The organism is Clostridium sp. AM34-11AC (assembly GCF_003435375.1).
Taxonomy (GTDB): Bacteria; Bacillota; Clostridia; order Lachnospirales; family Lachnospiraceae; genus Pilosibacter; species Pilosibacter fragilis.
In genome coordinates this window covers 1-19,031 of the sequence record NZ_QWGL01000015.1, presented here as the reverse complement: position 1 = coordinate 19,031, position 19,031 = coordinate 1, and the positions used below count along the sequence as shown (strand labels likewise).

Genomic DNA, 19,031 nt, shown 5'->3' with positions numbered 1-19,031 from the left:
AGGCAGGAAAAACAACGTGATCTATTGATCTGTCCACCTGCGAAATCAACCACCTGCACATGTTTAGGAAATGCCAGCCAGTATTTCGGTTAGTTTTTTCTAACCATCATGATTTTATCATAGCATCATTTTCAGTTCAAGAGGATCGTATGCCAAAACATCCAATTGAAAAAAGTTGTCGTTACCATAAATTGATCGGCAATCCCCGGAATAGAAAAGAGTGTGCTTTTTTATGTAACAGAGAATTCCTCGGAATTTCCTGTTGCATAAAAAATGGACCATCCTGATATCCTTAGGATCGCCCATTTTTTCTATATTTATTCACATTTTTATTTCATCTGATATCAGCCCGTCACATGCAGCAGATCGACCAGGAATAACATCGCCAGTCCATAATAAACCACAATTGCGACAAGGTCGTTCACCGTCGTGATCAGCGGGCCGGACGCAACTGCCGGGTCTACGTTAATCTTCTTAAAGAACATCGGGATCAGTGTGCCGACCATACTGGAGATCACCATCGCTGTCACAAGCGCGATTCCGACACAGCCGGAGACAAGCAGCGCATGATGGATCGGATATCCCTTGATCACGCAGATATAGATTCCGAGGAAAAGCCACGCCATAACCCCAAGAAACAGTCCGTTCACGAAGCCGATCTTCATCTCTTTCACAACAAGCATAAGCTTCTGCTTTGCGGTCAGTTCCTCATCCATAAGCACACGGATCGTAACAGCCAGGGACTGTGTTCCGACGTTTCCTGCCATGTCGAGGATCAGGGACTGGAAGCACATGACGATCGGGATCACCGCAACGACAGCCTCAAAAGCGCCCACAACGGAAGATACTACCATGCCCAGGAATAACAGAATGACCAGCCACGGAAGTCTCTTTTTCACGCTCTCCGTCAGTTTCTCGTTCAGGTCCTCCTCCGCAGTCAAACCGGCTAATTTCGCGTAATCTTCGCCCATCTCATCATCCACGGCCTCAACGATATCCTGGGATGTGATGATACCGGCGATCGTTCCGTCTTCCTGCAGTACCGGGATGGAATCCTCGGCGTAATCCTTGATCTGCTCGATACAGTCCGCAACCTTTTCATGATCCTTGACATACGGATACGAGTGGCTGATCAGGTCCTCAAGGTCCGTATACTCTCTTGCGATGATCAGGTCCTTCAGATCGATCGCACCGTAAAATTTATCCTCGTCATCGATCACATAGATCGTGGAGATATTGTCGTTTTCCCCTGCCTGCTCGATCAGTTCCCGCATCGCCTGACGGATCGTCAGGTTATTGTGGATCATAATAAAGTTGGTAGTCATGCGGCTACCGATCTCATCCTCATCGTATGAGAACAGGAGTCTTACATCCTCGCTGGCTTCCTTATCCAGCATGCCGACGATCTTATGCTTCGTCGTCGCATCCATCTCTTCCAGGACATCCACCGCATCGTCGGAGTCCATCTCGGAGACGATCTTTGCGGCGCTCTCGATCGGAAGCTCCTTCAGGTACGGCTCCGCGTCATCTAAGTACGCGAAGATCTCCGCAACCCGCTCCACACCGATCAGCGGATAGAGTTCCCGCCTCTCATCCGGTGTCAACTTCGTGAGGGCATCCGCGATATCGTTATCATGATAATCGGATAACCGGTCGATCAGCTGCTCTTTCGGAAGTCCGCTTCGGATGATATCGACCAGTTCTTCCACATAATGTTGTTCTTTTAAAACTTCTGTTTCCATTTCTGCCTCCTTTTCCGTTGTAACTGTCTTTTATCTGTCCAGTTACTTCTTATCATCAGGACTGTGTGTATCTTCACGCCTCCTGATCGAATTGCCTGAATTTCGGCAACAAAAAGAACACCGCCCAGGATCATTCCTGGCGGGGTCCAACCATACATCGCTGTGATGGACAGGCCGTTCCCTTGCGGTGTTCTCGAGACATCTCAATATGGAATCCAGCTATCAGAGGATTACATCATCGCACCGATAGCCGCATTCTGCGCCTGTCTGTTTTTCACACCGCATTTCGTACTTCGCCCTGTACTATCGCAACTATCCATGCAATTCACCTCCGTAAAATTTCTTGGTTTTAAATATTCTCTGCGAAAAAAGGAAACTGCTGCGCACAGATATCTTTTTCCGCACACAGCAGTATAACATTTTTTTATAGGAATTGTAAAGTAAAAATCTGGCAAAATAAAGGTGGGAAATACGGTTAAAACATGTAAAATGTTCCGGCTGTCTGCTGGCCTGATCCTCAACATCCGCGATAACAGGACTACACAGCTATCCGGGAAAAGCCCGTAATTTTTTTCTATCTCATCAGCACTACCGTTGCAAGAATACACGCAAACCCGATCAGATCCGTCGGAGAAAAGCTGGAGTGCAGCCAGACGACAGACAAGGTTGCCGCAGTCAAAGGTTCCAGACAGGACAGGAGTGCCGCTTTTACGGGGCCTACCAGAGCGATCCCCTGAAGGAATAACGTAAACGCACCGACAGTCCCAAGCAGGACGATCACCGCCATATAGAGCATCGCCCGTCCGTCCAGACTTGCCGGGATCCTCCAGCTCTGGGCGATCAGGGACAGAGCGATCCCGCCGATGAACATCCCCATTCCGGACACAGGGATACTTCCACGATGTTTTACCGGTGCTCTGGAAAGCAGGGAGTAGCTTGCCGCGCCGATTCCGGCCATGAGTCCCCAGAAGAGCCCCCTCGGTGTGAGCTCCATGTTTCCGGGCTTTCCGCCAGTGGCGAGAAGCCAGACACCAAACAGCGCCAGAAAAATACAGATTACGGTCCGTTTATCCGGTGCTGTCCTTGTGGTCAGGCAGACATAGACTGCGATAAATACAATGGATAGATTCTGGATCACCGTTGCGGTTCCGGAATTCGTCCATTTGATGGCGCTGAGGTACGCGTACTGGCAGAGCGCCAGACCCGCAATGGCAAACAGAATGATCTCTATAAGCCCTTTTTTGTCTTTTCCAAGTTCTTTCAGATTCAGACTGTGCTTCGCAAACGCAAGAAACAGCAATATGATCCCCGCTGATGTCATTCTCACCGCCGTCACCCATGTCGTATCTACCGGGTACTGGGAAAACAGCGCCTCACTGCAGGTTCCTGAAAGTCCCCAGCTCGTCGCCCCCGCCGTGCAGCAGAGAATTCCAAGTTTTTCTCTCTTCTTGTCCTTTGTGTCTGTCATAACACCCTCCAGATAATCGATCGATCTTCATAATACCGTCATTGCAGCCTACCCGTCTGGACCTGCTGCCCTGACATTTGAATTATATCGGGATTCCGAAGATGTGTACAGCAGAATTTCAATAAAAAGCCGAATTTGTCTTTCTTTACATCCGGTCCAGAACCGCCGCTTCCTCCGGAATACTCGGGATCCCGCCCGACTGTGTCGTGGAGATGCTTGCCGCTGTGCAGGCGAACTGACCGATAAATCCAAGTTCTTCCGTGCTGAGCTCTTCCGGCGCTTTTCCGTTCTTTAACAGTCTGGACACCGCGCTTCCTCCGAAGATATCCCCGGCTCCTGTCGTATCGATCGGTTTTACCTCCGGGCACTTTGCGTATGCAGCGCCGTTCTGGTTTGCCAGATACGCCCCCTTCGGTCCCATCGTGATCATCGCGAGGCGGATTCCGAACTCATCGAGGAGCTTCTTCGCCGCCTCCTTCTCATCCGTGATCCCCCAGAGGAACTCCACTTCCTCGTCACTGATCTTCACAACATCGGCATGTGCCAGTCCCCATAAGATCTGCTCTTTCGCCGCGTCCGGCGTCTCCCAGAGCGGAAGCCTTAAATTCGGATCAAACGTGATGAGTTTTCCCTGTCGCTTCGCATATTCCACACACTTTTTCGTCGCCGTGCGGACCGGATCATCGGTAAGACTCAGGGTTCCGAAGTGAAACACCGATGCCTCATCGATCATGGTAAGATCGATCTCCTCAAAGCTCAATCTCGTATCCGCTCCCGGTTTTCTCGCAAAGCTGAAGGAACGGTCTCCCTCCGGCGAGAAGGTCACGAACGCCAGCGTCGTAAACACTGACGGATCCGTCACGATCCCCTTTGTCTCGATCCCGGCTTTCTCAAATGTCTTTAAGAGGAGCTTTCCGAACGCATCATCCCCGACTTTTCCGAGGAATGCAGTCTTTGCCCCATATTTATTCAATGCTGCAAGGAAATTTCCCGGCGCTCCGCCCGGATTCGCCTTCATCGTCGGATAGCCGTCCGAGTCCGTCTCCTTCGCCGCAAAATCGATCAGAAGCTCACCAAGAGCGATCACATCGTACATTCCAATACCTCCCTGCACTCACGTTCAAGTAATTCAATTTCGTCTTCTCCGTCCAGGATCTGGAATCGGATCCGGTTTACATGTTTTTCAAATGGCTTTAGAATTTCCGTCGCCCCGGCACGCCCGTCAAACCCACAGTTTGTCGGCTCCAGCGCCATCGCAAAATCGCCGGCTGCCAGACTCTTCCACTGGGTCAGGTAGGGGATCACAGATTTTTCAAAACGAATGCAGAGCCCGATCTGCAGCTCGTCATTGACAAATGCCGCAAACGTATTTCCATTACGATCCGCTGCCAGCTCATGCTGGAATACCTGCTCCGGCGCATGCTCCACCGGCTCCTCCATGATGTTCCAGGCCGCCGCGCCTGCCTTTGCGTCCGCATCTCTCGGACCGCAGAAGATCGATGGCATCACGACCCGCAGCCCCGGCACCAGAAACGGATATCCGGCATTGCAGTGATAGAGAAAGCAGAGCGGCTGATTCTCAAAGCCCTGATTTTCGATCTCGTCCGTGAATACGATCTCCCGGCTGCCGTAAGTCGTCTCAATCGTTCGTCTGAGCACCAGGTTTTCACCAAAGATCTGTGCCTCCCGCATCTCCCCGGACACCAAAATCTTATACTCCCCGTTCTCCCAGAACGCGTCCATGGAGATCTTTTCCGCCGGGGTTGTTCTCATCCGTCCGTGAACCGGATATTCCACACCGTCCACCACCCGGTTTCCGTGGACATTTCCAAGGCCGCAGGTGAACATCGCGCCGCCCATAATGGAGCGCACCGCCTCGTCTCCCGCAGTATCATAGGGATTTCTCCCCTGAAGTCCCGGTTTTGTGAGGAGACTTAAGTTGATCCCCTTATACCGGATCCAGGCCGGGTCCAGGCATTTATCGAGCATCAGCGGAAGCTCCAGCGGTCCATTATGGATCATCGCACAGCGAAGTCCCGCTGCCCGCCCATCCTGAAATTCCATATGACGGACTCCGGCGACCTGATCCATATGACCGCAGACCGCCATCAGTGTTCTCTGATCTACCATCTATTTTGCCTCCGGATACTCGTTGCAGAGCAAACGGTACGGTGCTTCATCCTCCTCGATCTCCGGGAATCTTCCCATCTTCTCATAGAAACGGTTATCCACGTTATCGTCGTTGCACTGGCTGACTTCTCCTAAAAGGACCGGACCGGTTCCCTCTTCCACCTCGAAATCATGGTACATGTACGGGTAGATGGAAATGCTCTCACCGGGAGTCAGGCGCACATGGGTGCCGGCCGGAACGACCATCTCTCTTCCATCCACATGGACATGGACATCGTTCACTTTATCAAGGTCCTCATCCTTTGTGGAATTATATACACGGATCAGAACATTTCCGCCGCCGCGGTTGATGATGTCCTCCATCTTGGACCAGTGGAAGTGCATCGGGGAGTACTGTCCCTCTTTGATGTACAGGAGTTTTTCCGCATATGTCTTTGTGTATTTGTCCTTCATCTTCAGGTTGCCGTTGCGGATCGTGATCAGGGAAAACCCGACCTTATCGAAGTCCCCGAGACCGTAGTCTGTGATATCCCAGCCTAACATATTGTCACGGATCTCATCGTAATCATGGCCTTTTTCCTTCCACTCTTCCGGTGTGAAATTACAGAACGGCGGGATCGCAAATCGGTATTCCCTGATCATCTGTTCCATCTCTTTTAAAGCCGCGTTGATCTCACTGCGTTTCATACAAATGTCCTCCTGTCCCTTATATGCAGGAACGCCGATCCTTTCGGCCCGGCGTTCCATTGCGTTACATGGTTCAGTAACTGTCCGTCGCGCGGAAGCTACCGTTATTTTAATTCATTTTCGTGCCGGTTTCCAGTTTATTTTCCTGCCCGGCACCTTTTCTTTCATTCAGGGCCATCATTCATGCGCTGCACGAACTGTAACCATTGAAATTCTTTATCAGTTCGTAACTGTTCCGTACACAGTTACATCAGTTCTTTTTCAGAACAGATACGCCTGTATCGCTGACAGCGCCGCCGAGTTCTTCGCCCTCTAACGCTCTCACTGCTGCCTTTACGCCCTCTTTACCCATAACATCAGGGTTCTGAGCCATTGTGCAGAGGAGATATCCGTCATTGATGAGGTTCATGATCGCATCGGATTTATCGAAGCCAACGCCTACGATATCTGTCTTTCCGGATGCCTTAATCGCATTACCGGTACCAGTCGTGGAACCTTCGTTGCAGCCGAAGATGCCGACAACGCCCTGTGTGATGTAGTTTTCAGCGATGGTCTGGGACTTCGCTGCATCACCTTCGCCGTACTGAGTCTCCATAAGCTCGTAACCTTTTCCTTCAAATGCGGAGCGGAAACCAGCTTCTCTCTTGACTGTGGAATCTGTTGCTGCGTTTACGTTTACGATACCGATCTTACCGGATGTGATGCCTGCTGCCTCGAGAGCCTTGATCATCTCATCGCCTGCTGTCTTACCAGCTGCCTCGTTGTCTGTGGAGAAGGTTGCCTCTGCCTCTACGTTTGCCGGAGAGTCAACATACACGATCTTCACGCCTGTGGAAGCTGCTTCCTTTAATGCGGAAGAGATCGCATCCGGGCCGTTTGCTGCTACGATGATCGCCTCATAGCCGCCTGCGACTGCGTTGTTCACACACTCGATCTGCTGAGCGTCGTCCTTTGTGTTCGGGGACATGAAGCTCACTGTCACGCCAAGTGCCTTTGCCTCTGCCTGAGCGCCCTCATTTAAGGTTACCCAGTGCTGGTCGATGGAGTCCATGGTGATCAGCGCGATCTTCCAGTCCTTTGTTGCTGTCACGTCGGTTGTTCCTGCTGCATCCTCAGTGTTGCCTGCCTTGATGACAGAGACACCTGTATCCGTTACAAGACCGCCAAAGGTTTCGCCCTGAAGTGCGCGGACAGCTGCCTCAACACCGTCTCTACCCATGAGATCCGGGTTCTGAGCCATTGTGCAGAGAAGATATCCGTCGTTGATAAGGTTCATGATCGCGTCAGATTTATCGAAGCCAACGCCGATGATGCCTGTATTGCCGGATGCCTTGATGGCATTACCGGTACCGGTCGTGGAGCCCTCGTTGCAGCCGAAGATGCCGACAACGCCCTGTGTGATGTAGTTCTCAGCGATGGTCTGGGACTTCGCTGCATCGCCTTCGCCGTACTGAGTCTCCATGAGCTCAAAGCCTTTTCCTTCGAATGCCTTACGGAATCCGGCTTCTCTCTTGACTGTGGAGTCTGTTGCTGCGTTTACATTTACAATACCGATCTTACCAGATGTGATGCCGGACTCTTCAAGAGCTTTGAGCATCTCTTTACCGGCTGTCTCACCAGCTGCCTCGTTATCGGTGGAGAAGGTTGCCTCTGCCTCCACGTTTGCCGGGGAGTCAACGTATACGATCTTAATGCCTGCGTCCTTTGCTTCCTTCAGTGCAGAAGAGATCGCGTCCGGGCCGTTTGCCGCTACGATGATCGCCTGATAGCCGCCTGCGACTGCGTTGTTCACGCACTCGATCTGCTGGGCATCATCCTTCGTGTTCGGGGACATAAAGCTTACAGTCACGCCGAGCTCTTTCGCCTCTTCCTGAGCACCCTCATTTAAGGTTACCCAGTGCTGGTCAATGGAGTCCATGGTGATCAGCGCGATCTTATAATCGCCGACTTCTTTGGACGGAGCACCTGTGGTGGACTCTGCCTCTGCAGACGCAGCTGCGGATTCTGCAGGTTTCTGGCTGGAACAGCCGGTGATGCTGGCTGCCGCAAGGGCTGCACAGCTTAACAGTGCGAACAATCTCTTTTTCATAAAAATCCTCCTTAAGATTTTCTTATATGTAACTTCCGTATATCATGGGAGTTAGATATCCATGTAACGATATTTCCGGACCAGCATCCTGCTTATTCTCATGCAGGACTGCGGACCGACTGTTGCTGCAAAATGCCGCAGACACAAAACAGTTTTTTCTCTGTCTTATTTGGATGCTTTCTTTCCGAAGTTTCCGGAACGAACGACAACATCAAGAAGTACAGAGAATACAACGATGATACCGATGACAAGTCTCTGGATGCCGACCTGTGCACCGATCATGTTCAGACCATTCTCCAGTGTCTGCCATACAGCCGCACCAGCAAAGGTTCCGAGCAGAAGTCCTGTTCCGCCGAGCGGGGAGATGCCGCCGATAACGCCGGCCGCAACGCCGTACATCTCGTACATGTTTCCTGCTTCCATGTTGCCCATTCCTGCCTGTGCGCAGAGGATATAACCAACGACACACGCGCAGACAGCACTTACCAGATATGCCTTAATTGTTGTATTTACAACATTCACACCGGACAGTTTCGCAGCATCCACGTTGGAGCCGATCGCGTAAATATGTCTTCCTGTGCGGGTCTTTGAGAGCAGGAAGAAGAAGATCAGAAAGATCACGAGAGCGATCCAGAAGGTGTTGTAAACACCAAGTGTCTTTCCATAGTAGAAGACGTTCTGGAACTTATCCCCTGCTTCCTTTCCGATACCGGTGGCGATGGCATCCGTGTTTCGGTTGTTATTGACCATGTAGGCAACGCCTCGTGTCACGAACATGGTACCCAGGGTAGCGATGAACGGCGGAAGCTTGAACTTTCCGACTAACATTCCGTTGATCACTCCGGTAACCAGGCAGCACGCCATCGCAACCGCCATCGCAACGAACGGATTGACGCCCATCGCCATCAGGGTTGCCGAGATCATGGCGCTCATTCCGACCATGGAACCGATCGAGAGATCGATGTTTCCGGTGATCAGAAGATAGCTCTGTCCGACGCCGATCAGAAGGTACTTTGACATGGAACGCAGAAGGTTCATGACGTTCTGTCCTGCAAATACTTTACGGTCGATGAGACCGAATGCTACATAGATGATGATCAGTCCCGCGAATGCCGTGATGACCGCGCCCATTCCGCGTGTCCCCAGGATCCGCTTTACTGTACTCTGCTTCTTTTCATTCATTCTCCTGTCCTCCCTCAGCTAACCTGTTGTTTCTTCTCAAATTCGGTAGCGAACTTCAGAACCTCATTCTGGCTTGTCTCCTTCGCCATGACTTCGCCGGTGATCTTTCCGTCGCACATGACGATGACGCGGTCCGCGATTCCCAGGACTTCCGGCATCTCCGAGGAGACGAACATAACGGCAATGCCCTGTTTCTTTAACTGGTTCATCAGGTTGTAGATCTCGACCTTCGCGCCTACATCGATGCCTCGTGTCGGCTCATCGAAGATCACGACTCTGGAATTTCTCGCCAGCCACTTTCCGACAACCACTTTCTGCTGGTTTCCTCCGGAAAGATTGCCCGCGTTGACCTCCACCGTCGGGGTCTTGATCAGGAGGTCCTTCACCGCCTTCTCGCAGAGGTCATCCTCCTTTTTACTGCTGATCACGCCGAGCTTGCTACAGATGAGGTCCAGGTTCGGGAGTGCCAGGTTATGACGGATGCTGAGTTTCGTGCAGAGACCGTCTTTTTTCCGGTCCTCCGGCGCCAGTACGATCCCGGCTTTGATGGCGTCCATCGGACAACTAATTTTTACCTCTTTTCCATCCAGAAAGATCTCTCCGCCTGTCTTCGGGTCAACGCCGAAGATCGCTCTCGTGGTCTCGGTACGTCCCGCTCCCATCAGTCCCGCGAATCCGACGATCTCGCCCTCATAGAGGGAGAAATTGATGTCGCGGACGAGATGTCCGGCATTTAAGTTTTTCACCTCGAAGATCTTCTTTCCTTTCGGGCAGGAGACTCTCGGGAACTGTTCCTTGATCTCACGGCCGACCATGTTTGCGATGATCTGTTCCATCGTCATATCTGCGAAATTTCCGTCTGTGATATACTGACCGTCACGCATAATCGTCACCCGGTCCACGATGGCCTTCAGCTCCTCCAGACGATGGGAAATATAGACGATTCCGCAGCCGTCTGCCTTTAACTGGCGGATGATCCGGAAGAGCTCCTCGATCTCTTTTGCTGTCAGGGAAGAAGTCGGCTCATCCATGATCAGGATCTTCGCGTGGATCGAAAGTGCCTTCGCGATCTCGACCATCTGCTGTTTGGATACCGGAAGATCGCCGACGGTCTGTCTCGGGTCGATGTCGATCTTCAGATCGCCGAGGATCTTTGCCGCCTCTGCCTCCATCTCCCGGTCATTTAAGACGATCCCGTTGACCTTCTCTCTTCCGAGGAACATGTTTTCCGCGACCGATAAGTGGCGGCACATGTTTAACTCCTGGTGGATGATCGCAACGCCGACGTCCTGTGCCTGCTTCGGCGTCAGATTGTCATATTCCGTTCCGAATATGGTCATCGTTCCGCTGTCTTTTGTATAAACACCGCTTAAGATCTTCATCAGTGTAGATTTTCCTGCTCCGTTCTCCCCGAGAAGCGCCATGACCTCTCCCGACCGGAGTTCGAAATTTACATGATCCAGGGCTTTGACGCCCGGGAATGTCTTGACGATGTCTTTCATTGAAACAATTACTTCGCCCATCTTCTCCCCCACTTTCCAGTTTTGGTTTCTCGTTTGATCCGGTCTACCGGGTCGTTTTATGTGTGCGAAAATATGCCCTGCACATCCTTTTGTGGCTATATTTCTAATGTTTTTCCTGTAACTGCAGGGATTCCGGACAGTTACATTCTTTTTGTGGTTTCTCCGCAAATCCCGGCATTTTCATTTTTTACAGGTTCATGGCGACACAGAGTGCCGCGATATCTCCGATTGATTCCCCGAGTCCCGCCGGAACGATCCGGCAGATCTCTACGCCCGGTTTCAGTGCTTCTTTCCGGATCTTTTCTTCCATGGAAGCTCTCAGATACTTCTCCGCCCGGACGAAAATACTTCCGATGACGATCACCTCCGGATTTAAAAGGTCGATCAGGATCGCCAGCATGCTTCCAAGATGTTCTCCTGTCTGCGCCCAGATCTTTTGCGCCTCCGGATCTCCTTCTTCCGCCCGTTTTCCTAGCTCCGCCGCGGTTCCTTTTCCGTACTGGGCGATCCCGCCGCCACTCACATATCCTTCGTACGAGCCGGACTTTCCGTAGCCAACGTGTCCATCCTCAAAAAGCCGTACATGACCGATCTCCCCGGCCAGCCCGCATGTTCCTTCGTAGAGCTTTCCGTTTAAGATCAGCCCCGCGCCGATCCCGGTCCCGAAGGTAAGAAAGATCATGTTCTCCGCGCCTTTTCCGGCTCCGAACTGCCATTCCGCCACGGCACAGGCATCCGCATCATTTCTTAAATATGCCGGAAGTCCGAACCGCTCCGTCAGCATATCCGTAATCGGAACTTCGTCCCATCCCGGAAGATTCGGAGGTCCCAGGATCACACCCGTCCTGCTGTTTAACGGTCCGCCGCAGCTGACGCCGATCGCTTTCGTCTGATCTGTTTTCAGATCCGCAACGCTCTGAAAGATCATTTCCAGAGTTTCTCCCTTCGTTGTCGTCGCGAATCGCTTCTTTTCAAGGATCGTTCCGTTCTCGTCTCCACGAACGATGGCTGTTTTCGTCCCGCCGATATCGATTCCTATGTACTCGTTCATATAGACCTCCCCTGTTAGTTCCATCTTACATGAAAAATGTCCCCCGTAACAGAGGACAATCCTACGGTTATGGGGGACAATATTTTGATGTATACAACAGGACGGGGCAGCTCCAATCCTACCTCACAATTCTCTTAAACTCACTCTTCTCATACACTGCCGCCACCTTCCCCTGCTCCACAACGAGCAGTCGGTCCGAGATATCAAGCGTATCGGAGATACTCGCGGTGATCATGAGTATCGCCGTCCCCTGTTTCTGGATCTGGCGCAGCACATTTAAAATTCTCATGCGGCAGAACATGTCGCCCTTTGCGAGCGGCTGGATGCAGACCATGATCCGCGGACGCAGAAGATTCATCTTATGATAGAGCAGGGCAAACTGGTCTTCCTGCGGAATATCGCGCACACAGGGCGCGTCGATCACCGGCCCCACGAGCGGCAGATATTCTGAATGGATGCTCCTATAGATCTTCCCCGGAATCAGGCTTTTTTTGAGTTTCCGGTCCAGGAGAAATGTCAGGTTCTCCATGTAGCTCCCATCCAGAAACAGCAGCCGGTTTACCCCGTCCGCCGGGATCACAGCGATCCCCTCATCGAGATAATCCGCCGCTTTTTTCTGCGTGTAGGTCACATGTTCCACTGTGATCCATCCTGATCTGCACCGCTTCTTCCCGGTCATCAGATCCATCATGTCCCCTGCGATCTTATTCTCCTTGTCGAGGATCGTCATACACTCACCGCGGTGCAGGATGAAGCGAAGACCATTTAAATTTCCGACTCCCACGGTGTGAAAGTGCAGGATCCCGTCATCCCCGGCATCCTGATCATTCTCCGTGGACATGATCTTCCATTCTGAGATGTACGGTGCCATCTTTTCGTCCGTCATCTCATCCCGCTCAAAGACCTTGTAGATGTGACCGTCCGAAAAAAGTGCGGTCCGGTCCGCGATCTTAAAGAGCTCCTGGTGGTGGTTTCCCACATAGAGCACGGAGATCCCCTCTTTCCGGATCTTCTTTAACATCTGCTGGAACTCGAAGAGCTCATACTGGCTCAGATAGTTCGCCGGGTTGTCCACGATAATGAGATGACAGCCCGAAAGCAGCGCCTTTCCGAGCTCCACAAAGCATCTCTCAAGCTCTGTCAGGTTCTCCACTCTCTTTTCCAGGTCCACTTTCAGCCCTTTTTCCTCAAAAAAGCAGACCGCCTGGCTGAAGATCACCTGCTCATTGATAAAATATTTCCGGAAACCTTCCCGCAGGATAAAAAGGTTGTCCACAACGCTGAGTCCCTGCACGAGATGGCTCTTCTGCTCGATCAGCGCCACCTTGTTGGACTCGCCGCTGCTGTAGGCGTAGCTATTTACAACGTTTCCGTCATACCACACGGATCCCAGGCTGATCGGATCGTTCCGGCAGATCAGATCCACCATCTCTTTCTGGCCTTTCCGGTTCCGAGCCACCAGGCCAAAGATCTCCCCGGCAAACATCTGGAATTCCAGATCATCCAGGAGCAGCTCTCCGTCCCGTTCAAGATCGACATGCGATATCCGAAGAAGTTCTTTTCTCATCGCCATCCTCCCTGACGATCCCCGTCGCGCACCAGCGGAAGCTCCACTATGACATCAGTTCCGATCCCCTCTTTGCTGTAGACATGGATTCCGTACTCCTCGCCGAAGAGGAGCCTGATCCGCCTGTTCACGTTCACCACCGCGATCCCGCCGCGGGCCGGCTTCTTCTCCTCCTCTTTTTCCGGGACATCTGTCTCCACATCAAGACGGCGCAGTTTTTCATTCAGTTCCTTCAGTTTTTCGTCCGTCATTCCGCGTCCATCATCGGAAATCCTGATGTAGAGCCGTTCCTCACTCGCACTGATCCGGATCACAAGATGACCTTTTCCGATCTTTCGCTCGATCCCGTGGTAGATGGAATTTTCCACGATGGGCTGCAGTGTCAGCTTCGGAAGTTTGCACTGCAGAAAATCCATCTCCGTGAAATCGTCGTCCGGATCCCGGTCATACTGGATCTTCAGGTCCAGTTTGGAACCGAATCGGAACTGTTGAATATAGTAATAATTCTCGATATTGGCAAGTTCGTCCTCCAGCGTCACGAGATTTTCCAGGTTTGAGATCGTGTAGCGGAAGAAGGTCGCCAGCGCCTCCGTCATCTCCGCGATGCTGTCCAGCCCCGCGATCAGCGCCTCACTCCGGATCCCCTCCAGCGTGTTGTAGAGGAAATGGGGATTGATCTGGTTCTGAAGCGCCAGATACTCCGCCTGTTTCTTCGAGATCGCGACCAGGTTGTTCCGGTCGATGATCTCGTTCAGGCGCAGGACTGCCTGCTCACTCTCCGGTGAAAACGGATAGCGGACCTTAAAAAGGTCCTCCATGACATAGCCCATGACAAACTGCTCATAGATCTTCCGAGTCTCCCGGTATGGGATCAGCACCGTCCGGTAGACGATCACCGCCAGAGCAGCGGAAAGCGCCGTAAATACAGCCGGGACCATCAGGGACTGCATTTCCCGGATGCACACCACCCACATTCTCACGAGGAATGCCCCGATCAGCCCGGCTGCGAGAAGTGCACACCATTTGATCCGGACGGACAGGTAATTTTTCTCATCGGTATATTTCTTCTCCATCATGAGTACAGCTTTCTGTATTCCTTGGGCTTTAAGCCCGCATATTTTGTAAAGGTCTTCGTGAAATACCGCACATCGCTGTAACCGACCTTCCCGCAGATATCGGCCACCGTGTCATTTGTCTCCTTTAAGAGCTTTTTTGCCATGTCCATGCGAACCTTCGAGAGGTATTCCAGAAACGTCATCCCCGTATCCTTTTTAAAGATCGTGCTAAGGTACGTCGGGGAGAGATCCACAACCTGACTGAGTTCTTCCAGCGTCAGCGGCTCTCCAAAATGTTCTTCCACATACTTTTTCACCACGCGGATCGGGCGGTTTTCGTCCTGTCTCTTTAATCTCGCCGCCTTCTCGTAGGAGGTCGTGATCCGTCTCGTCAGATAATCGAAAAGCTCCGCCGCATCTGCACAGTTGTCGGCACTGACGCTGAAGTTCTCCATAAAGTTCTCTTCCACCGGAAGGCGGTACTTTTTCATAAAAAACAGGTACTGGTTGCAGATCTCCTTCGTCATCTGAAGAATCTCATGACCGCTGATCTCCTTCTCCGCCATCATTTTCGTCTTCAGATAGATCAGTTCTTCCCTCACTGCAAAGGAATCCAGACTCTCCAGCGTGTGGGCGATCCGGTCATTAAACTTTGCGAAGCTCTCACTGTCCGCGAAGGACTCCCCGCTTTCGATCTTTCCTTCCATCAGCTTTCCCGTTCCTGCGAGCAGCCGCTCCTCGATGAGGAGTCTGGCATTTTTCAAGGAACTGCCGATCTCCGGGAGACTTTCCACGCCCTCTCCGAGTGCCAGTGTCACCGACAGGTTCTTTAAAATATCCCCCTGGACCCGAATCTCCGAGAGCAGGGCTTTCATCTGTCTCCGGATCTGCATCCGGTCTTCTGCGTCATAATTTAACAGAAAGAAATGGAATCCATTGAGCTCCGTATTCTCTGTCTCCATAACATAGTCTTTTAAAAATCTTTCCGACGCAGACTGGACTTTCTCCGCCATAAACTGGACATTCTGCTCCTCGTCGCAGACACGCCCATCCAGTTTTAAGATGGCGATACAGAATTCCCCCGGCTCAAAACGATAGTGAAATTCCCGGTTGATCTCCAAAAGCGGCTGCGACAGGGTCTCCTTATTTCTTCTCCCCACAAGATCCTGTAAAAAGGCCTGTCTCAGGTTCTTCTCATCGCTTCTGATCGCCAGTCTGGTCTTCTCCTCCTGGCTCAGCTGTTCCGTCTGTGCCCGGAAACGGGTGCTGAGGCGTTTTAATGTCTCCGTCAGCTCGTCCTTTTTTATCGGTTTTAAGAGATACGCATTCACCCCGTACCGGATCGCCATCTGCGCGTATTCAAAATGGCGGTAACCGCTGATGATCACAAACTCTGCCTTCGGAGCTTCCTCTTTTCCCAGCCGGATCAGGTCCAGCCCGTCATATCCCGGCATCCGGATATCCGTGATCACGATATCCGGGTGAAATTCTTTTATTTTTTCCAACGCCTCGATCCCGTTCTCGGCAACTGCGACAACCTCCATCCCAAGCGCATCCCAGTCCACAAGCTTCTCGATCAGCTGGCACACCTTGCTCTCGTCGTCGGCGATCAGTACTCTCAGCATCCGCAATTCCCCCCTGTTTCCCCCGAAAGTAATATAATTTCATTGTACCCCGCATGGGACATTTCCGTCAACCCATATGAATTACTGCCCTTTGCGTTTTTGGTCAGACCTTTTATTTCCACTTGACTTCCCCCACAACATCTGGTATATATAGCTTATACCGATCATATGACTGACGGATAAGTGGATAAACCACGTGAAGTATGATCGAAGAAAGCCGACCGTCTGGGCAATCATAGCGCAGACCGTGGGCTGTTTTTTTGCCCTTTTGTCTGATGGCGCATTCTGCGCCGCGCTGTGATTCTGTAACAGCTGAGATCTCCCTAAAGAGAAAATTTCCCATATGACGGATTTTGATAATGGTTCTCATTTAAAGTATTGTTTTTTCCTGTCACGATCTGTTATAATGGCGAAGCATTTCTTCACAACCGAAGATTTCAGAATGATCCCTTTTTAACAATATGTAATAGTAATGGAAACAAGGAGGAACCACCATGTCTGAACAGAATACCAGAAACGGAAACGCTGATGTTTTCAAAAAAGCCTGGAGAGGATTCCAGGGCGCAAAATGGACCGACGAGGTCAATGTCCGCGAATTCATCCAGAATAACTATACCCAGTACGACGGAACCGAGGATTTCCTTGCAGCTCCGACCGAAGCTACCGATAAACTCTGGGGACGTCTTCAGGAGCTCCAGAAAGAGGAACGCAAAAAAGGCGGTGTCTTAGAGTGCGAGACTGAGATCGTGTCCAGCCTGACTTCCTACGGCCCGGGCTATATCGACGAGAGCTTAAAAGACCTCGAGACCATCGTCGGACTCCAGACAGACAAACCGTTAAAACGTGCATTCATGCCTTTCGGCGGAATCAAGATGGCGGAGGAAGCTGCCGAAACTTACGGATATAAGGTAAATGAGAAGTTCCACAAGATCTTCACTGAATACCACAAAACTCACAACCAGGCTGTTTTTGATGCCTACACACCGGAGATGAAGGCTGCCCGCCACTGCCATATCGTAACCGGTCTTCCGGATACCTACGGCCGCGGACGTATCGTCGGTGACTACCGCCGCGTGGCCCTCTACGGTATCGACTTCCTGATCGAAGAAAAGAAGAAAGACCTGGATCTCTGCGGAAACGGTGCGATGTACGATGAGATCATCCGCCAGAGAGAGGAGATCGCAGAGCAGATCCGTGCCTTAAAGGGCATGAAAGAGATGGCAAAGATCTACGGCTATGACATTTCCGCTCCGGCAACAAACGCAAAAGAGGCAATCCAGTGGCTTTATTTCGGCTATCTTGCCGCTGTTAAGACTCAGAACGGCGCAGCTATGAGCGTTGGACGTATCTCTACCTTTATCGATATCTACGTAAACCGTGACCTCGAGGAAGGTACACTTACCGAGTCCCAGGCACAGGAGCTGATCGACCATATGACCATGAAATTCCGCATGGTGAAGTTCGCGAGAATTCCGTCCTACAACCAGCTCTTCTCCGGTGATCCGGTTTGGGCGACACTGGAAGTTGCAGGTCTCGGACAGGATGGGCGTCACATGGTAACAAAGACAGACTTCCGTTTCCTCCATACTTTAGAGAACATGGGACCGTCCCCGGAGCCGAACCTGACTGTACTTTATTCCTCCCGTCTCCCGGAGAATTTCAAAAAGTACGCGGCAAAGATCTCCGTTAATACATCCTCGATCCAGTATGAGAATGATGATGTGATGCGTCCGGTATGGGGCGATGACTACAGCATCTGCTGCTGCGTATCCGCTACCCAGACAGGTAAGGAGATGCAGTTCTTCGGAGCACGTGCAAACCTTGCGAAGTGCCTGCTCTACGCGATCAACGGCGGTAAAGACGAGAAGTACAAGACAAAGGACGGAAAGCCGATGCAGGCTGGTCCGGAGTACGCACCGATCACCTCCGAGTATCTTGATTATGACGAGGTGATGCATAAGTATGACCTGATGATGGACTGGCTGGCAGGAATCTATGTAAACATCCTGAACCTGATCCAGTATATGCACGATAAATATTACTATGAGGCAGCTGAGATGGCTCTCATCGATACCGATGTACGGCGTACCTTCGCAACCGGTATCGCAGGCTTCTCCCACGTGGTAGACTCCCTCTCTGCGATCAAGTACGCAAAGGTAAAGGTTGTCCGCGACGAGAACGGTATGGCGACAAGCTTCGTAACAGAGGGTGATTTCCCGCGTTACGGAAACGATGATGACCGTGCGGATGATATCGCGGTTTGGCTGTTAAAGACTTTCTTAAAGAAAGTGAAAAAGTACCATACCTACCGGAACTCCGAGGCGACAACTTCCATCCTTACGATCACTTCCAACGTAGTTTACGGTAAGGCAACTGGCGCTCTTCCGGACGGACGTGCAGCGTTCACTCCGTTTGCCCCGGGCGCTACCCCGTCCTACGGTGCGGAGCAGAATGGTCTTCTCGCTTCCTTAAACTCCGTTGCAAAGCTTCCGTATGAGTACGCTCTCGACGGAATCTCCAACACTGAGACGATCGCTCCGGGTGCTCTCGGACATTCTGAGGATGAGAGAAAGAACAACCTTGTCCATGTTCTCGACGGATATTTTGATCAGGGCGCTCATCACCTCAACGTGAACGTATTCGGTCTTGATAAGCTGAAGGACGCGATGGAACATCCGGAAAAGCCGGAGTACGCAAACTTCACGATCCGTGTTTCCGGTTATGCCGTTAAGTTTATCGACCTGACAAGAGAGCAGCAGCTTGACGTCATCGCAAGAACCTGCCACGAGGCGATGTAAAATAAGCAGCAATCGCTCACTAACTTTATCGATTTAAAATCAGCCGGGAATGTTGTTTATTCCCGGCTGAGTCTAAATTAACCTGTTGTGCTAGATAAAATAATATAAAGAAAC

Annotated in this window: 13 protein-coding genes and 1 riboswitch; of the genes, 1 reads left to right on the top strand and 12 read right to left on the bottom strand. The window is 51.5% G+C overall.

What is annotated here, in order from left to right; genetic code table 11:
* Positions 1 to 344: 344 nt before the first annotated feature.
* From mgtE to DW826_RS10250, 12 genes are all read right to left on the bottom strand, one after another.
* A complete protein-coding gene (mgtE, locus tag DW826_RS10305) occupies positions 345 to 1,742 on the bottom strand; it encodes a magnesium transporter (protein WP_117552669.1) in 1,398 nt (465 codons plus the stop codon).
* Positions 1,743 to 2,316: 574 nt separating this feature from the next.
* Positions 2,317 to 3,210, bottom strand: a complete 894-nt coding sequence (locus DW826_RS10300) for an EamA family transporter (RefSeq protein ID WP_117515317.1) — start codon at positions 3,208 to 3,210, stop codon at positions 2,317 to 2,319.
* A 145-nt stretch (positions 3,211 to 3,355) separates the two neighbouring features.
* The gene (locus DW826_RS10295) at positions 3,356 to 4,306 is read right to left on the bottom strand and encodes a carbohydrate kinase (protein WP_117552668.1); all 951 of its coding nucleotides are present in this window, start codon (positions 4,304 to 4,306) and stop codon (positions 3,356 to 3,358) included.
* Complete coding sequence (locus DW826_RS10290; protein WP_117552667.1) at positions 4,294 to 5,340, bottom strand: aldose 1-epimerase family protein; 1,047 nt, start codon at positions 5,338 to 5,340, stop codon at positions 4,294 to 4,296. Before DW826_RS10290 ends, DW826_RS10295 begins: the two co-directional genes overlap by 13 nt.
* The gene (locus tag DW826_RS10285) at positions 5,341 to 6,027 is read right to left on the bottom strand and encodes a D-lyxose/D-mannose family sugar isomerase (protein ID WP_117552666.1); all 687 of its coding nucleotides are present in this window, start codon (positions 6,025 to 6,027) and stop codon (positions 5,341 to 5,343) included. It lies immediately after the preceding gene.
* Positions 6,028 to 6,277: 250 nt separating this feature from the next.
* Entirely contained in the window at positions 6,278 to 8,116 is a 1,839-nt protein-coding gene (locus DW826_RS18970; RefSeq protein ID WP_117504757.1) for a substrate-binding domain-containing protein, read from the bottom strand.
* A gap of 165 nt (positions 8,117 to 8,281) precedes the next feature.
* Positions 8,282 to 9,298: an ABC transporter permease gene (locus DW826_RS10275; protein ID WP_117504755.1), complete on the bottom strand. Its 1,017-nt coding sequence runs from the start codon at positions 9,296 to 9,298 to the stop codon at positions 8,282 to 8,284.
* A gap of 14 nt (positions 9,299 to 9,312) precedes the next feature.
* Positions 9,313 to 10,821, bottom strand: a complete 1,509-nt coding sequence (locus DW826_RS10270) for a sugar ABC transporter ATP-binding protein (RefSeq protein ID WP_117552665.1) — start codon at positions 10,819 to 10,821, stop codon at positions 9,313 to 9,315.
* Between the two features lie 187 nt (positions 10,822 to 11,008).
* Positions 11,009 to 11,872, bottom strand: a complete 864-nt coding sequence (locus tag DW826_RS10265; RefSeq protein ID WP_117552664.1) for an ROK family protein — start codon at positions 11,870 to 11,872, stop codon at positions 11,009 to 11,011.
* Positions 11,873 to 11,990: 118 nt separating this feature from the next.
* Positions 11,991 to 13,439, bottom strand: coding sequence for an ATP-binding cassette domain-containing protein (locus tag DW826_RS10260; protein ID WP_242994082.1), 1,449 nt, complete (start codon positions 13,437 to 13,439; stop codon positions 11,991 to 11,993).
* Complete coding sequence (locus DW826_RS10255) at positions 13,436 to 14,515, bottom strand: histidine kinase (protein ID WP_347472330.1); 1,080 nt, start codon at positions 14,513 to 14,515, stop codon at positions 13,436 to 13,438. The genes DW826_RS10260 and DW826_RS10255 overlap by 4 nt, the downstream gene beginning before the upstream one ends.
* The gene (locus DW826_RS10250) at positions 14,512 to 16,119 is read right to left on the bottom strand and encodes a response regulator (protein WP_117552662.1); all 1,608 of its coding nucleotides are present in this window, start codon (positions 16,117 to 16,119) and stop codon (positions 14,512 to 14,514) included. The genes DW826_RS10255 and DW826_RS10250 overlap by 4 nt, the downstream gene beginning before the upstream one ends.
* Positions 16,120 to 16,277: 158 nt before the next feature.
* Positions 16,278 to 16,357, top strand: a riboswitch (ZMP/ZTP riboswitch).
* A gap of 256 nt (positions 16,358 to 16,613) precedes the next feature.
* Here DW826_RS10250 and pflB point away from each other — a divergent pair.
* On the top strand, positions 16,614 to 18,917 hold the full coding sequence (gene pflB, locus DW826_RS10240) for a formate C-acetyltransferase (protein WP_117552661.1): 2,304 nt from the start codon (positions 16,614 to 16,616) through the stop codon (positions 18,915 to 18,917).
* Positions 18,918 to 19,031 lie beyond the last annotated feature (114 nt).

Bases quoted from the DNA above. Each gene is read 5' to 3' on its own strand.
- mgtE (WP_117552669.1), bottom strand. From the start codon at position 1,742: ATGGAAACAGAAGTTTTAAAAGAACAACATTATGTGGAAGAACTGGTC.
- DW826_RS10300 (WP_117515317.1), bottom strand. From the start codon at position 3,210: ATGACAGACACAAAGGACAAGAAGAGAGAAAAACTTGGAATTCTCTGC.
- DW826_RS10295 (WP_117552668.1), bottom strand. From the start codon at position 4,306: ATGTACGATGTGATCGCTCTTGGTGAGCTTCTGATCGATTTTGCGGCG.
- DW826_RS10290 (WP_117552667.1), bottom strand. From the start codon at position 5,340: ATGGTAGATCAGAGAACACTGATGGCGGTCTGCGGTCATATGGATCAG.
- DW826_RS10285 (WP_117552666.1), bottom strand. From the start codon at position 6,027: ATGAAACGCAGTGAGATCAACGCGGCTTTAAAAGAGATGGAACAGATG.
- DW826_RS18970 (WP_117504757.1), bottom strand. From the start codon at position 8,116: ATGAAAAAGAGATTGTTCGCACTGTTAAGCTGTGCAGCCCTTGCGGCA.
- DW826_RS10275 (WP_117504755.1), bottom strand. From the start codon at position 9,298: ATGAATGAAAAGAAGCAGAGTACAGTAAAGCGGATCCTGGGGACACGC.
- DW826_RS10270 (WP_117552665.1), bottom strand. From the start codon at position 10,821: ATGGGCGAAGTAATTGTTTCAATGAAAGACATCGTCAAGACATTCCCG.
- DW826_RS10265 (WP_117552664.1), bottom strand. From the start codon at position 11,872: ATGAACGAGTACATAGGAATCGATATCGGCGGGACGAAAACAGCCATC.
- DW826_RS10260 (WP_242994082.1), bottom strand. From the start codon at position 13,439: ATGAGAAAAGAACTTCTTCGGATATCGCATGTCGATCTTGAACGGGAC.
- DW826_RS10255 (WP_347472330.1), bottom strand. From the start codon at position 14,515: ATGATGGAGAAGAAATATACCGATGAGAAAAATTACCTGTCCGTCCGG.
- DW826_RS10250 (WP_117552662.1), bottom strand. From the start codon at position 16,119: ATGCTGAGAGTACTGATCGCCGACGACGAGAGCAAGGTGTGCCAGCTG.
- pflB (WP_117552661.1), top strand. From the start codon at position 16,614: ATGTCTGAACAGAATACCAGAAACGGAAACGCTGATGTTTTCAAAAAA.